Origin of the sequence: Salinicola aestuarinus (assembly GCF_003206645.1) — a bacterium.
Taxonomy (GTDB): Bacteria; Pseudomonadota; Gammaproteobacteria; order Pseudomonadales; family Halomonadaceae; genus Salinicola; species Salinicola aestuarinus.
The window spans coordinates 23,790-39,467 of sequence record NZ_PZJP01000004.1; the positions used below are offsets into that span (position 1 = coordinate 23,790).

The 15,678-nt window shown below is 67.2% G+C and carries 11 protein-coding genes; 2 read left to right on the forward strand and 9 right to left on the reverse strand.

What is annotated here, in order from left to right:
• Positions 1-42 precede the first annotated feature (42 nt).
• From cysZ to DOM41_RS04115, 9 genes are all read right to left on the reverse strand, one after another.
• Positions 43-792, reverse strand: a complete 750-nt coding sequence (cysZ, locus tag DOM41_RS04075) for a sulfate transporter CysZ (protein WP_110685574.1) — start codon at positions 790-792, stop codon at positions 43-45.
• A gap of 108 nt (positions 793-900) precedes the next feature.
• On the reverse strand, positions 901-1,635 hold the full coding sequence (gene phoU / locus DOM41_RS04080) for a phosphate signaling complex protein PhoU (protein WP_110685575.1): 735 nt from the start codon (positions 1,633-1,635) through the stop codon (positions 901-903).
• A gap of 151 nt (positions 1,636-1,786) precedes the next feature.
• Positions 1,787-4,006 carry a DNA helicase II gene (gene uvrD / locus DOM41_RS04085; protein ID WP_110685576.1) on the reverse strand — a complete coding sequence of 740 codons (2,220 nt, stop codon included), beginning with the start codon at positions 4,004-4,006 and terminating at the stop codon, positions 1,787-1,789.
• Positions 4,007-4,237: 231 nt separating this feature from the next.
• Positions 4,238-4,909 carry a ZapG family protein gene (locus DOM41_RS04090; protein ID WP_110685577.1) on the reverse strand — a complete coding sequence of 224 codons (672 nt, stop codon included), beginning with the start codon at positions 4,907-4,909 and terminating at the stop codon, positions 4,238-4,240.
• 336 nt (positions 4,910-5,245) lie between these two features.
• Positions 5,246-8,545 (reverse strand): error-prone DNA polymerase, encoded by a 3,300-nt coding sequence (locus DOM41_RS04095; RefSeq protein ID WP_110685578.1) that lies wholly within the window; start codon positions 8,543-8,545, stop codon positions 5,246-5,248.
• A complete protein-coding gene (locus DOM41_RS04100; RefSeq protein WP_110685579.1) occupies positions 8,542-9,984 on the reverse strand; it encodes a Y-family DNA polymerase in 1,443 nt (480 codons plus the stop codon). The genes DOM41_RS04095 and DOM41_RS04100 overlap by 4 nt, the downstream gene beginning before the upstream one ends.
• A 4-nt stretch (positions 9,985-9,988) precedes the next feature.
• Positions 9,989-10,702 carry a translesion DNA synthesis-associated protein ImuA gene (gene imuA / locus DOM41_RS04105; protein ID WP_110685580.1) on the reverse strand — a complete coding sequence of 238 codons (714 nt, stop codon included), beginning with the start codon at positions 10,700-10,702 and terminating at the stop codon, positions 9,989-9,991.
• 209 nt (positions 10,703-10,911) lie between these two features.
• On the reverse strand, positions 10,912-11,091 hold the full coding sequence (locus DOM41_RS04110) for a hypothetical protein (protein WP_110685581.1): 180 nt from the start codon (positions 11,089-11,091) through the stop codon (positions 10,912-10,914).
• Between the two features lie 57 nt (positions 11,092-11,148).
• A complete protein-coding gene (locus tag DOM41_RS04115; RefSeq protein WP_110685582.1) occupies positions 11,149-13,206 on the reverse strand; it encodes a TonB-dependent receptor family protein in 2,058 nt (685 codons plus the stop codon).
• A 267-nt stretch (positions 13,207-13,473) separates the two neighbouring features.
• Between DOM41_RS04115 and DOM41_RS04120 the strand changes: the two genes are divergently transcribed.
• Positions 13,474-14,271 (forward strand): SDR family NAD(P)-dependent oxidoreductase, encoded by a 798-nt coding sequence (locus tag DOM41_RS04120; protein WP_110685583.1) that lies wholly within the window; start codon positions 13,474-13,476, stop codon positions 14,269-14,271.
• 542 nt (positions 14,272-14,813) lie between these two features.
• Entirely contained in the window at positions 14,814-15,671 is an 858-nt protein-coding gene (locus DOM41_RS04125) for an IclR family transcriptional regulator (protein WP_245391734.1), read from the forward strand.
• Positions 15,672-15,678 lie beyond the last annotated feature (7 nt).

The window sequence follows — 15,678 nt, forward strand, 5'->3', positions numbered from 1 at the left end:
CCCCGCAACGCGAATTCGTCACGATCAGCAGGGCCGATGGCCTCAGCGACCGCGCGCCAGCCGGCGATTGGCACTCGCCGGCGTGTCGCGGTAATAGCGATCCCACAGCATCACGCCGCCAGCGACGCCGCCGGGCAGCAGCAGCAGATTGAGCACCGGCACCCATGTCGCGAGCGACATCAGTCCGCCGTAGGTCAACGTCGGCCACCAGCGCGAACGCAGCCGTCGACGCATGTCGCCAAAGCCCACCGCGTTGTTGTCCATCGGGTAATCCAGATACTGGATCGCCATCATCCAGGCCGAAAACAGCGCCCACAGAAAAGGCGTGAAGACGTTGAGCCCGGGCACGAAGCCGAGCACGAAGAGCAGCGCCATGCGCGGCAGCAGATAGCCGAGCTTGACCAGTTCCCGGCCCAGCGCATCGACGCCGGTCTTGAACCAACCCCGCTCATCGGCGGGCGGACGCCCGGTGAGGCGCGTCTCGACCTTTTCGGCGAGAAAGCCGTAGAAGGGAGCGGCGATCAGGTTCGAGACCAGCGTGAAGGTGAAAAAGACCATCAGCACCAGGCCGATGACCAGCAGCGGCCAGATCAGCCACTCCAGCCAGTCGAGCCAGTCGGGCACCTTGGCCATGCCGTAGTCGAGCCAGCCGCCGAAGTGCTCGAGCAGATAGTAGATCGTGGCGACGTAGAGCAGCAGATTGACCAGCACCGGGCCGATGACGAAACGCCGTAGCCCGGGCTCGAGTACCAGCCGCGTACCGCGGCCGATGGCCTGAAGAGAGTAGATCATGTGATTGTGCGACCCGAGAGTGCATGGCAAAAGCGACAAGCTAACACAGTCGGGTCGAGGCGAGGCGACCGCTCAATCGAGCGCGAATCCGTGGCGCCCGGCGTGGGCTCAGGAGCGCTCGGTTCTGCTGATATCGTCTGGGTTGAGCGCGTCGATAGAGGTGTGGCGAATATCCTGGCCCTTGACCAGATAGATCACGTGCTCGGCGAGGTTATCGGCGTGATCGCCGATACGCTCGAGCGCACGCAGCACGGTCATGACGCTGAGAACACCGCCGATGGAGCGCGAGTCTTCCATCATCAGCGTCGCCAGCGAACGCATGGCGGTGGTGTATTCGCTATCCACCGCCGCGTCTTCCTGCACCACCTTGAAGGCGAGATCGGTATCGAAGCGAGCAAAGGCGGTCAGCGCGTCACGCAGCATGTTGCGCACGTGTTCGCTGATGTGACGAATCTCGACACTGCCCTGGGGAATGCGGCCGGCATCGATCAGGTCGAGCGCGTTGCGGGCGATCTTGTTGGCCTCGTCACCCATCCGCTCGAGATCGTTGGTGGCGCGAATCACCGCGATCACCAGACGCAGGTCGGAGGCGGCCGGCTGGCGGCGGGCCAGAATGCCGGTGCAATCCTCGTCGATCCGCAGCTGCATCTCGTTGACGCTGGTGTCGTTGTCGCGAACCCGCGTTGCCAGCTTGCCATCCCCCTCGAGCAGCGCTGTCACGGCTTCCTGTAGCTGACGCTCGACCAGCCCACCCATTGCCATCAGCTGGGTCTTGATCGTTTCGAGGTCCTGATTGAACTGCTGCGAAATATGCTGACTGTGGGTATCGCTGGTGATATCCATGAAAACTCCGGGGCGGGACGGTGGGTCCGCTAAGCAAGGAAGTAAGACGGCGCGCAACGCATGATCATGTCACGACGATATTGCAAAACCGTGACGGCGGCGACCCGACGTCAGTGGCGGCGCTGGCACGCCACCACCGAGCCGGAAGCGGTCACAGCGGCGTCAGGTTGGCAAACCCGAGCACCAGCCACTTGTCGCCCTCGCCCTCGAAGCTGACGTGAACCCTGGCGCGGGGGCCCTCGCCCTCGGCGTCGAGAATCACTCCCTCGCCGAACAGCGGATGGCTGACGCGCTGACCCAGCGACAGCGAGGGGAGATCGCCGTTGGCCTCGACCCCGGACTGACGCGCCGCGCTCACGTTCGGCCGCGAGGAAACAGGCCGCGACACCTGGCCGCGCAGGCGAACCTCCTCGAGCAGTTCCTCAGGCACCTCGCGCAGAAAGCGCGACGGTCGGGCCATCGTCTCGCGGCCGTGGAGACGGCGGATTTCGGCATGGGTCAGGTAGAGCTTGCGCATCGCGCGGGTCATGCCGACGTAGCAGAGTCTGCGCTCCTCCTCGAGTCGCCCCGGCTCCTCCAGCGACATCTTGTGCGGAAAGAGCCCCTCCTCGATGCCGGCGACGAACACCACCGGGAACTCGAGGCCCTTGGCGGAGTGCAGCGTCATCATCTGCACGCACTCCTCGGAGTCGTCGCCCTCGTGATCCCCGGCGTTGAGCGCCGCCTCGGCGAGAAACGGCTCCAGCGCCGCGGCGCCCTCACCGGCCTCCTGCAGCTCGAACGGGTTTCCCTGGGAGAAGGCACGGGCGGCGTTGACCAGCTCCTCGAGGTTCTCGACCCGGGCCTGGCCCTTCTCGCCTTTCTCGCTGCGGTGGTGCTCGACGAGCCCGGTGACACTGATGACGTGATCGATGATCTCGTGCAGCGACATCCCGGCGGTATCGTTGTCGAGCCGCTCGATCAGCTCGGCGAAGGCATTGACCGCATTGCCCGCGCGCCCCTTGAGCGAGGCGTCGCTGAGGCTATCGTGGAGCGCCTGCCACAGCGACACATTGGTATCACGAGCGCGACCGCGCAGGATCTCCACCGTGCGCGTGCCGATGCCGCGAGCGGGCACGTTGATCACCCGCTCCAGCGATGCGTCGTCCTCGCGGTTGAGCAGCAGCCGCAGATAGGCGAGCGCGTTCTTGATCTCCAGGCGCTCGTAGAAGCGCTGACCGCCGTAAATCCGGTACGGCACACCGCTACGGATCAACGCCTCCTCGATCACTCGCGACTGGGCGTTGGAGCGGTAGAGCACGGCTATCTCGCGGCGAGAGACGCCGTTGCGCGTCTGCTCGGCAATGGTATCGACGATGAAACGCGCCTCGTCGAGATCGTTGAAACCGGCGTAGACGGAGATCTTCTCGCCGGCGTCGCCGTCGGTCCAGAGCTCCTTGCCCATGCGTCCGCTGTTGTTGCTGATCAGGGCGTTGGCGGCGTCGAGAATCGCACTGGTGGAGCGGTAGTTCTGCTCCAGGCGCACGGTCTGGGTACCGGGAAACTCGCTTTCGAAACGGCGGATGTTCTCCACCTTGGCGCCGCGCCAGCCGTAGATCGACTGATCGTCGTCCCCCACCACCGTCATGCAGGCGCGATTGTCGTCCTCTTCGGCGCCGGCCAGCAGCTTGAGCCAGGCGTACTGCAGGGTGTTGGTGTCCTGAAACTCGTCGACCAGGATATGTCCGAAGCGCTCACGGTAGTGCTTGAGCAGCGCCGGCGTATCGCGCAGCAGCTCGAGGCTACGCAGCAGGAGCTCGCCGAAATCGACCAGCCCGCCGCGCTCGCAGGTGAGCTGATAGAGCTCGTACAACTCGACCATCTTGGCCATGTAGGCGTCGCCGTGGGTCGGTACCTGCTGCGGGCGCAGGCCCTCCTCCTTGCAGCCGCCGATAAAGTACTGCACCTGCTTCGGCGGATAGCGCTCGTCATCGACGTTGTGGTCACGCAGCAGGCGTTTGACCAGGCGTAGCTGATCGTCGCTGTCGATGATCTGAAAGTGCTGCGGCAGCCGCGCATCGTGCCAGTGCGTGCGCAGCAGTCGATGCGCGATGGAGTGGAACGTCCCCACCCACATGTTGCGCAGCGACGCCCCCTGCAGGGCCTCGAGCCGGGTCCGCATTTCGCGGGCCGCCTTGTTGGTGAAGGTGACGGCGAGGATCGCGTAGGGCGAGGCGCCCTCGGCCTGCATCAGCCAGGCGATGCGGTGGACCAGCACCCGGGTCTTGCCGGAGCCGGCGCCGGCAAGCACCAGCATGTTGCCGGGAGGCGCGGCGACGGCCTCGCGCTGATGGGCGTTGAGGGAGTCGATGAGAGCCGAGACGTCGTCCATGGAGAGTTGCGAGACCTGCAGGTTGTCGATTGAGAGTGCGATGGGAGAGCGGCCGAGAGACACGGAGGACCAGAAAAGCCTGCGGGCCAGCTTAACACGGCCGGCCCGCAGCCTCGGCGGCGACCGGAGAGGCGCCACCGACCGTTGATGAGGCCGAATGGGTGACAGGCGTCTGACAACGGCGTGCGCCGGCACGAGGCCGGCGCGTCAAGGCTTGGCGTCCGGGGGCGCTCAGCGCTTGGTGTCGTGGGCCGCGTCTTCGGCGGCCGCGCGAATGGCGGCATCCTGCGGACGTTTCAGGTCAGAGGGCTGCTGCGAGCCGGCGGCCTGCTTGTCGTCATCGAGCGCCGCGCCCGTCGACGCAGTGGGCCGCCCGTTCGGCGCGCCGCTCGAGCGGGAAGTCGCCTTGCCACCGCCGGCTTGGGTGTCCTCCTCGGCGGCGTTCTCCCACGGGGTGTCGCCACGGTCGGCGGACGCCGACGGGTCGGTATCACGTGAAGAACGCGACATGGTCGACTCCTGCTGCTCGGTTATCGAAGCCTTGGCATCGGGGTGATCGCTCGTCTCCTCCTCCGCTTCCGGGGCCTGACGGGTGATCGCCTCCGGTTTGGGGGGCGGCGTGATGACGGTTTCATGGTGCATGTCCGCGAGCTTTTCCGCGCCCTTGGCGACGTGTTGATACATCTCGCGATAGTCCTCGACCATCCGCGTCATGGTCGCCGATACCTGCTCGAAATGTTCGCGGACCTCGTCCTTGTACTCGTTGTGCTCGCTGTTGAGCTTACGCATCGGCTCGGTGTTGTGACCGCCAAGCTTGGTGCCCAGCCAGTAGCCGAGAAGAATTGCCACGACGCCCACCGCGACCACGATCGCGATCCACTCTCCCACGCCCATACTCTCCATCGTTCGCTCCTGGTAGCTGTCTCTATCTCAGTGAAGTCCACTGGGTGAAATCCGTCGGCCGGAAAAACAGCGAATCGGCGCATGGCACACGCGGACTCCCCGGCTGACAATCGCCCCTGCCCCTGCCTGTCGGATTCAGGGTCCCTCGCGACCCGGCGTGTTTCCGATCAGACGCTGGCCGGGGGCAGGGATTCCCGCCGTCACGGGGCCATTGATGACATTGGGCATACCTCAAGCCCCGAAACGTACCTAAGCATAGGTCAGCGCCCGGGGGCCAGCGTTGCCGGCGGCCATTTCCGGTCGAACGCACGCCGCCAGCCCACTCGCGGGGAAAACTCAGTGAAAGTCACGGCTGCGCGGGTCGAGCCCTTCGAGCAACCCGCTGAGATCCGTCAGTCGCTTGGCGATGACGTGATGCACTCCGTCGCGGCTTTCGTGCCGCCCGGCGACCTTCAGCAGATCCGCCTCGAGCAGAACACGCCGGTAGCGCGCCGCGAGATGGGGCCAGACCACCACGTTGACCAGACCCAATTCGTCCTCGAGCGTGAGAAAGGTTACCCCCTTGGCAGAGCCCGGACGCTGACGTCCGATCACCAGCCCGGCCACCACCACATTGATATCCCCAGCGAGCGTCTTCAGACGCTGCGTATCCACCGCGCCCCCGAGTCCTCGCACCTGGCCTGCACGATTCGCCTCGCGCAGCAGTGTCATGGGATGGGGGCCGAGGGTCGTGCCGAGCGTGGCGTAATCCGCCTTCACCGCCTCGCCCGCCTCGATGGCGGGGAGCGCCACGCTCTCCTCGCTGACCTCGAGGTCGGCGAAAAGCGGCTTTTGCGCCTCGATCCCCGCGACCGCCCAGCGGGCACGGTGGCGATCCCCGGCCAGCGCCTCCAGCGCGCCGGCATCGGCCAGCGTCGACAGCACCGCGTGGGTCACCCCGGCGCGTGCGGCCAGTCGCTCGACGCTGTCACAGTCAGGGAGCCCCCGCGCGGCGATCAGGGCGCGGGCGTCCGTCTCGGCGAGCCCCTTGATCATGTGCAGTCCCAGGCGGATCGCCAGTTCACCGGTACTCTCGATGGCCGGTTCCAGCGTGCTCTCCCAGTGACTCGTGCGAATGTCGACCGGGCGCACTTCGACCCCGTGGCGACGCGCGTCCTGCAGCACCTGATCCGGGGTGTAGAAGCCCATCGGCCAGCTGTTGATCAGCGCGCAGGCGAAGATCGCCTGCTCGTGGCACTTGAGCCAGCAGCTGGCGTAGGTCAGCAGCGCAAAGCTTGCGGCGTGAGACTCGGGGAAGCCGTAGCTGCCGAAGCCCTTGATCTGCTCGAAGATGCGCTCGGCGAACGCCGGGGCGTAGCCGCGCTCGCGCATTCCCTCGACGATGCGGCTGCGGTGGTGCTCGAGCCCGCCGTGGCGTTTCCACGCCGCCATCGAGCGGCGCAGCTGGTCCGCCTCGCCGGCACTGTAGCCGGCGGCCTCGATCGCCAGCGCCATCACCTGCTCCTGAAACAGCGGCACGCCGAGAGTCCGCGCGAACACACTCTCGAACGCCTTCGAGGGAAAGGTGACCGCCTCCTCGCCCCTGCGCCGCTTGAGGTAGGGATGGACCATGTCGCCCTGGATCGGCCCCGGGCGCACGATCGCCACTTCGATTACCAGGTCGTAGAAGGTCGCCGGCTTCAGTCGCGGCAGCATCGCCATCTGCGCCCGTGACTCGATCTGGAAGACCCCCAGGGTATCGGCGCGCTGAATCATGGCGTAGGTCGTCGGGCACTCGGCAGGAATGTCGGCGAGACCGTAGTCGATCCCGCGGTGAGTCCGCAGCAGGTCGAGGCTACGGCGCAGCACCGTCAGCATGCCGAGCGAGAGCACGTCGACCTTCAGGAGCCCCATCAGATCGAGGTCGTCCTTGTCCCACTGGATCACCGTACGCTCGGCCATGGCCGCGTTCTCCACCGGCACCAGCGAGCTGAGCGGTGCATCCGAAATCACGAAACCGCCCGGATGCTGGGAGAGATGGCGCGGGAAGCCGACCAGCGAGGCCGCCAGCGTCAGCAGCCGCTTCAGTGCCGGCTCCTCGGGGTCGAAACCGTGCTCGCCAAGCCGGGCGGCATCGGGAATCTCGTCGCTCCAGCGCCCGGCGCAGCGGGCGAGCCGGTCGATACGCTCGGGGGCGAAACCGAGTGCGCGGCCGATGTCACGAATCGCCCCGGCGGCGTGGTAATGGCTGACCACGGCGGTGAGGGCGGCGCGATGGCGTCCGTAGCGACGAAAGATGTACTGGATCACCTCCTCGCGGCGCGCGTGCTCGAAGTCGACGTCGATATCCGGCGGTTCGTCGCGCTCCTTGGAGATGAAGCGCTCGAACAGCATCGACATCCGTGAGGGGTCGATGGAGGTGATGCCGAGGGCGTAGCAGACCGTCGAATTCGCCGCCGAGCCTCGCCCCTGGCAGAGAATGCCGGCGCCACGGGCAAAAGCGACGATGTCATGCACGGTCAGAAAGTAATGCTCGTAGCCAAGCGACTCGATCAGCGCGAGCTCATGGGCGATCTGTCTGGCGGCGTTCTCCGGCACCCCCTGGGGCCAGCGCCAGGCCGCCCCGCGCTCGGTCAGACTGCGCAGCCACTTGGCGGGGGTGCTGCCCGCCGGCACGACCTCGCGGGGGTAGGTGTATTCGAGCTCTCCCAGATCGAACGTGCAGCGCGCCGCCAGCCTTGCGGTTTCGCGCATCAGTGCCGCCGGATAGATCGGCGACAGGGCCTCGCGCGGGCGCAGATGGCGCTCACCGTTGGGGAAGAGGACGTCACCGGCCTCGAACACGCTATGGCGGTGGCGAATCGCGGTGAGGCAGTCCTGCAGCGCGCGCCGCCCGCGGGCGTGCATGTGCACGTCGCCCGCCGCCAGCGCGGGGATCCCCAGCGCCTCCGCCGTCGCCAGGAGCTGGGCGAGACGCGTGGCGTCATCGCAGCCGTCGATGAAGCCGTAGTGCAGCTCCACCGCCAGCCACAGCCGACCGGGGAAATAACCGGCCAGGCGTGCGCCGGCCTCGCGATCCGGCGCCGCGCCGGGTAGCCAGAGCGCGAACAGTCCCTCGCCGCCGTCGAGCTCGGCGAGATCGCTCTCCCACAGCCGATACTCGCCCTTGTCCGCACGGCCGCGCACCCGGGTGATCAGGCCACAGAGCGCTTCGTAGCCGCGCCGGTCTTCCACCAGCAGCACGAGCCCCAGGCCGCTGTCGGTGTGCAGCTCGCTGCCCACGACCAGCGGCACGCCATGTGTCTTCGCGGCCTGCCAGGCGCGCACGATGCCCGAGAGCGTCGCCTCGTCGGTGATCGCCAGCGCCCGATAGCCGAGCCGTGCCGCCCGCGCGAAGAGTTCGTCGGCGGTGGACGCGCCACGCTGAAAGCTGAAGGCGGAGAGACAGTGGAGCTCGGCGTAGGCAGGCGCTGCGTCAGTGTCGACGGCGCCACCCGATCCGTCGGCGTTCGGCGCGACATCGTCGCCCGCGTCGGGAGCGGGACGCGATAAAACACCAGCGGCGGTATCGGGCCGCGGTGAAGCGCCCGCGTCGGTGTCGGGTCGCGATAAAACGCCAGCGGCGGTATCGGGCCGCGGTGAAGCGCCGCGGCTCATCCGAACCAGCCGTGGAGATACCAGCCGGCTCCGGCGGGATCACTCCAGACCCAGGCTCGGCGGCCGTCGTGCCACGCCACCAGATAGTAGTCACGACGGACATCGTTGCCATCCCACCAGCCGCTCTCGATCCGCTCCGGTCCCGCAAGGAGCTCGGCGATCTCGCTGTCGCAGCGCGTCGGTGCAGGGAGCAGCCAGCCGGGGCGCGCGCGCCTCTCGGGGGTGGCGACGCCTTCGGGGCCGGCCCCGCCGAGTACCGCCGCCTCCGGGCGGTGCTCACGGTGCTCGACCAGCGACTTCAACGACGCCTCGCCGAGTCGTGCCACCAGTCGCTGGCGAAGCGCCGCCCACGCCTGCGACTGCTGCGCCGGGCCGTCGAGCAGCTCACGGCGAACGGGAGCATAGGGCGTCAGCTCCGCCGCCGTCAGGGTCAGCGCCGACACCGGGCCATCGAGTCGCACCCGCTCGAGATGCCCCCGTGTCAGCTCGAGCAGCGTCTCGGGGTCGCGCTGTACCGCCAGCAGGCCGACCTCGACGTGCTGCGTCGAACGATCCTCGAGGGTCAATGCCAGCCGGAAACGCGTGACGCCGGCATCCTGACCGCGCAGGAACACCGCCAGCGTCTGCAGTAGCCGCTTCAACGGAAAGGCGAGTCCGGCGGTGGCCTGCACCGGTGTGTCGAACTCGAATCCGCGGGAGAAGCCGTGCGCGGGGCAATAGGACTCAAGCGCCAGCGGCCACTCGCCCCGCAGCTCGCCGAGATGGCGCAGCAGCGCGCCGCCGAAGCGTCGCGAGAGGGCACTGCGGGGTAGCGCGAAGAGCTCGCCGAGGCGCCGAAAGCCGCTGCGTTTCAAGGTCTTTAAGCTGTGGGCGTCGAGGCCGGCGCGGCCAAGCGGCAGCGCACCGAGCGCGGCCTCCAGCCCGGGTGAATCCACCGCCAGCGCGTCATGGGCGTTGACCAGCGCCCAGGCGGCCGCCGGGTTGGGCGCGATCACCAGCCGGTGGGTGAAGCCCAGCGCCTCGAGCTCCGCGCGCAGCCGCGCCTCGAGACGCGGCCAGGGGCCGAACAGGTTCAGGCTGCTCTCGACCTCGAACACCAGCGCGTGGGGATAGTGCAGGCTCACCTGGGAACTGTAGCCATAGGCCCAGTCGGCGAGATGCCGTCGCCAGCGATTCGTCGTCTCGGGATCGACGGCATCGCTGGCGAGGCCCTTCTCGACGCCCTCACCGCCGCGCTCCGCGCCGAGGCAGAGCGATTCGGCCACACCCAGCGCCTGGCCGGGCTTCACGCCAAGCGCCCGCGCGGCCGCGTTGGCAGCACGCACGATCTGTCGCGGCGCGCGCCCTTCGGTCAGCGCAAACGGCGAGGCGGGGTCGCGACGCTCACGCAGCGCCCCTTCCAGCGCCAGCCGCGGCAACAGCAGACAGACCCAGCGCATGGCGTCACCGTTCCCTCGGGGCCGCGCGGGCGATGCCGGCCTGAGTGGGGGCGCCCCGCGGGTTGTCCCGGCGCCGAGAGGTGACGGGGTCTGACGTCATGGATTCGCCGGCCGGACGACCATAGCGAATTCGACCGGACGGGGGGCGCCCGCCCCGGCATTTGAGCACCTCGAGCTCGGCGCCGGGGTGGAGTCGCAGGCGCAGCGCCGCCGGCGAGGCCTCGCTCGCACGACCGAGCGGGCGATGCACGAATCCCGGTGTCTCGCCGCTTGCCGAGGCGATCTGCAGCCGACGCAGGGCGCGGGCATCGGCCTGGGGCAGCCAGGCGACGACCGCCGCGCAGCAGCCGGCGCGCAGCGACTGCTCCGTGGCCCAGAGCGCCTCGCGACCGCCGACATCGAGCCAGTAACACTGCGCAAGCGCGACCCCCGCGCGACGCCACGCTGCCGGATAGGGCACGCCCGGCGGCGCGATCAGCACCACCGGCCCTGCTTCCCCGCCAAGCCGCGACAGCAGCGGCCAGAGCAGGCCAAGCTCGCCGCTACCGGCACCGCCGCTCAGCAGCTCGCTGACTGCATCGCGGGGCCAGCCGTGTCCCGGCAAAGCGGCATCCAGCGCGGCATGCCCGGTCGCGAGCGTCGTCGGACCGGAGTCGGTGGCGATCTCCTGCGCCCGCCACACGCGGCGACTGTCGAGCAGCGTTTCGAGCCCGCTCATCGGCCGCGCCCGAGAAATCGGTAGGGGCAGCGATTCAGGCGCTGGGGAGAGAGCGGCGGCAGTTGAAGGCATGGCGACATGGTGGCGATCCGAAGGACTCGACGAGTCGTCAGTGTCACTCACATCGCTAACTACTGTCTATATATACAGTATTCGAGAGCCAAAAAAACGCCGACGTCTGCCGGCGTTATTGCGGTTGAAAGCGCGGCTCAGGGCAGGGCACCGGAGCCGTTCTGCCCGCGAGAGGCATCCGCCGGGTTGCTGGTCGGTCCCTGCTGGGACACCCCCGGCTCGATCTCACGCTGGCCGTTGCCGTAGGTGTTGACGGTACAGCCAGCCATCCCTGCGAGCAGGCCGGCGGCGAGCGTGAGCGTTAGCAGCGTGCGCATGAGTCGTTCCTTGTCCGATCCCGGCGGTGGTGACGAACCGGTCGTCGCCCGCCGTCATTAAAAGTTGATGCCCATACCAGCGTAGACCGTTCGTCCGGGCGCCGGCTCGAAGTAACGGTCGTTACTGGCGTTGATGCGCACGTTGGCATAGTGCTCGATGTCGAACAGATTACGAATGCCGGCATAGAGTTGGAGGTCGGTCTCGCCGCCCAGCCGCCAGCCGTTGCCGCCACGCAGGTTGAACAGCCAGTAATCACCAACGTGCACGTCGTTGGCGTTGTCCGCCACCATGTCGCCGACGTACTGCGACTCGACGGTCACGAAACGCCCCGCGAGACTTTCCCAGGTCAGACGATTGACCCAGGTCTGCTCCGGCAGGCCGGGGATCCGGTTGCCGCCGTAGTCGCCGTCTTGGGCGTCGAAACTGTCGAACTCGTACTTCGCCAGCGTCAACGCGCTATCGACACGCCAGTCGGCGGCGAACTGCCAGCCAAGAGAGAGTTCGAGGCCATCGCGGTCGCTGTCACCGGCGTTCTGATAAAAGGTGCGGCCACTCTGGCCTTCGTAGGGCACCAGCTCGTCGCGCACGCGAATCGAGAAGAGCGCCACGTCGTAGTCGACACCGTTGGCGAAGTGACCGCGCAGCCCCAGCTCGCGGTTCCAGGATTTCTGCGGCTCGATATCGCCGTTGAAGCCGCCGGCGCCGGAGGGCCTGGCGAACTCGGAGAACGTCGGCGTCTCAAAAGCGGTCCCGGTATTGGCATAGACCTGGTGGGTCAGGCGGTAACGGTAGCTGAGACCGGCCGAGCCGCTCCACTCGTGGAACGTTCGATCGCCGCTGTCGTCACCATCGCTCAGGTAGTCATCGTCGATATCCAGCGCGACCCGGTCATAGCGCCCGCCGAGCGACAGCGTCCAGCGCTCGGTGAGGTCGAGGTCCCCCTGCAGAAAGGTACCCAGTGACGTCGCTTCCTGGGTCTCGTCGGCGACCGTGCCGGTGACGTCGCCGCTAAAGGCGACGTCCCTGCGCCCGCGATCGTCTTTCTGATGGGCCGCATCGACACCCGCCACGTAGCGCAGCGGCATGTCACCGAGCGTCAGCGTCTGATGATATTCAGCGCTGGCGCCATAGTAGTCGCGGTCGTAGTCGATCAGGCTGTCACCGGGGTACGGCAGCTGCTGCTCGAAGTCGCGCTGCAGATAGAAGCCCTTGAGGTAGAACTCACCCGGCCCGGCGGAGAGGTCCTCGTACTGCAGCCCGATCACCTGCTGGTCGACGCTCTGCCCGGTGTCGTACTCCTGGGTGAAGCGTCCGGACTGCTCGCGATCGGCGTGGGCCTGGTCCCGGGTCAGTCCGCCCGGGTCCTCCGAACGCGGGTTCTCCAGCAGGTTGACGATGGCAGTCAGCGCGCGATCGCTGCCGAGATCGCGACGCAGCTTGGCGTTGAGCAGGTATTTCTCTGTCGAACTCTGATCGCGATAACCGTCGATCCCCAGCGCCGACACGCTGACGTGGTGCGACCAGGGGCCGTTCTCACCACCGTTGCTCACGGAGAGCTTGCGGTAGCCGTCGCTCCCGCCGCCGATGCGGATCCGACTGCCGGGATCGTCACGGCCGTCGGCGGTGGTGACGCTGATCACGCCGCCGGCGGCGTTGCCGTACTGCACCGCCGACGGCCCGCGAATCACCTCGATCCGCTCGGCGCTGTCGAGATCGATGGCGTCGAGCTGGGCCTGGCCGTCCGGCAGCGTATAGGGAATGCCGTCGACCATGACGGTGATGCCGCGGACGCCGAACGGCGCCCGCGCGCCGAAACCACGAATCGAGATTCGCTGGCCTTGGGCGAAGTTGTCCCGGTTCTGGATGAAAAGGCCCGGCACGGTCGCCAATGACTCGTCGAGCCGAACGCGCTGCTGTCCCTGCTGAATCGCGTCCTGATCGACCACCGACACCGCCGCCGGCGTGGCGTAGAGCTCGCGGGAGAGCCTGGGGGCGGTGACTTCGACCACCGGCTGCGTCTCGGCGACGGTGGCGGAGTCGCTCTGCGCCTGTGCGACGAGCGGTACCAGCGCCGCCCCCAGGCCGAGAGCGAGCGGAAAATAGCGAATGATCATGGCGTTCCCTGCGATCTCTAACGCCGCCACGAGGCGGCGTATCGACGGTGGCTCTCGGCGGAGCCTCATTGAGGTTCTCCGGCCCGCGGATCGGGCCAAAGCCTTATTGCGACCACTATGCCCGAGTGCCGGGGTCCGACCAAGCGGCGATGCGCTGCGGCGGCGCCGATCCGGCGGTCATTGGCGCGCCGCAGCGTTCTTGGCCATGCTCAGTGTCACGCTGCCGACTCCGGCGGCGCACTCGCAAGAGAGCACGGAGAATCGACCATGGATTTGGCCATTCGCGGCAAGACCGCACTCATCACCGGCGCCCAGGGCGGGATCGGCCTGGCGACGGCGCAGAAACTCGAAGCCGAGGGCGTCAATCTCATTCTGAGCGACAGGGAGATGGCGTCGCTCGAAGAGGCCACGAAGGAACTCAAGAGCGACCCGCTGCTGGTGACCGCCGACGTCACCGACCAGGGCGAGGTCGATGCGCTGGTCGCCAAGGGCATCGAGCGCTTCGGCGTGGTGGACATCGTGATTCACACCGCCGGCGTCACCGGCGCCAAGGGCGACCCGCTCGCGCTCTCCGACGACGACTACGAGCACGCCTGGAAGATCGACTTCTTCTCCGCCGTCCGCCTGGCACGCGCCACCATCCCCGCCATGCGCGAGCGCGGCTGGGGACGCTTCATCTGCCTGACCTCCGAGAACACCGTCCAGCCCTACTGGGAGGAGGCGGTCTACAACAGCGCCAAGGCCGCGCTGAGTGCTTTCATCAAGAACCTCTCCTACAAGGAAGCGGCACACGGCGTGCTCTGCAACACCGTCGCCCCCGCCTTCGTCGCCTCGCCGATGACCGACGGCATGATGGAAAAGCGCGCCGAGGCGCTCGACTGCTCGTTCGAGGAGGCGATCGAAAGCTTTCTCGACGAGGAGCGCCCGGGCATCGTCGCCAAACGCCGCGGCGAAGCGGACGAGGTCGCTTTCGTCATCGCCATGCTCGCCTCGGAGCACGCCTCCTTCATCAACGGCAGCAACCTGCGTGTCGACGGTGGCGCGGTCATGTCGGTTCAGAACTGAAGCGACACTCCCAACGGCCTCTGCCGTTTGCCTCAAGAACGCCGGCCTCCCATTGCGGGGCGCCGGCGTTTTTTTGCGTGCGACTTTGCCCCTCTGCCGGCATGGCGCTGCAACGGGCGGGGTTAGTCACCGGGCGAAAGACGTGAAAGACGGACAAAAAAATGGCGAGCCAATGGCTCGCCAAGCTTCCGTCGATCAATACGATCTCTTACCCGACGGAAGAGCGCTCGGGCCGAGCCGCCGATCGATACCGATCACGGCGACTCGTGGATAGGGTCGACAGGCCAGGGATAAGACCCTGCGCGCCGTCTGTGCGTGCCAAATTAAGCGAGCAACCGGCGAGCGTCAATATTTGTGGAAAATATTTCCACTTTTGGAATCAGCCTTGTCGGTTCACTTCACAAGCCCCCTGCTCGACCTACCGCTACCAGACAGCGCCAAGGGGAATGGTTATCCTTGGCGCTTCACGCAAACGGATACGAGAGCGGCGACGGGTGACGGACCAAGAGCGGAACCGGGCGACTGAACAGCAGCGGAACCGGGTGAGCGAACAGAAGCAAACCGGGGAGAGCGAACCGAAACGCCGAGGCGTCGGGCGTCCGGCGGGTAGCGCCAAGAGCGCCGGCGGTCACAGCCAGTCGCTGGTCAGGGGGCTTTCGATTCTGGAGGGGCTGGCAGCGGCCCCGGAGGGGCTGGCGCTGTCGGAGGTGGCCGAAGGCGTCGAACTCGCGCCGTCGACCGCCCACCGGCTCCTGCAGGCTTTGCATCATCAGGGCTTCATCACGCAGGACGTGGAGAGCGGCCTGTGGAAGATCGATGTGAAGACGTTTCGCATCGGCAACAGCTTTCTCGAAGCCCGAGACTTCGTGGCCACCGCGCGGCCCTTTCTGCGCCAGCTCACCGCCGCTACCGGCGAGACCGCCAACCTGGGTATCCGCGACAACGGCATGGTGGTCTATCTCGCGCAGAGCGAGTCGCGCCAGATGATGCGCATGATCACTCGGCTCGGCTCACGTGCGCCGCTGCACGCCTCCGGGGTTGGCAAGGCGCTGCTGGCGTGGATGCCGCCGGAGGAGTTCGAGCGGATCATGAGCGGCCGTCATCTGGAGAGCGAAACCCCCAATACGCTGACCGACCTGGACCGACTGCGAGAGCAGCTCGTGGCGGTTCGCGAGCAAGGCTACGCCATCGACCGTGAGGAGCACGCCATCGGTCTCAACTGCGTGGCGGCAACGCTGCACGACGAGAGCGGCCTTCCGCTGGCGGCGATCTCGGTGTCGGGGCCTGTCGCCCGCATCGACGACGCGCGCCTGCCCGAACTCGCGGAAACGGTGGCGGCAACCGCCCGCGAGATCACGGCGAGGATCGGTGGCAAGCTTCCCAGCCAGCCGCCGCGATGAGGGTCAA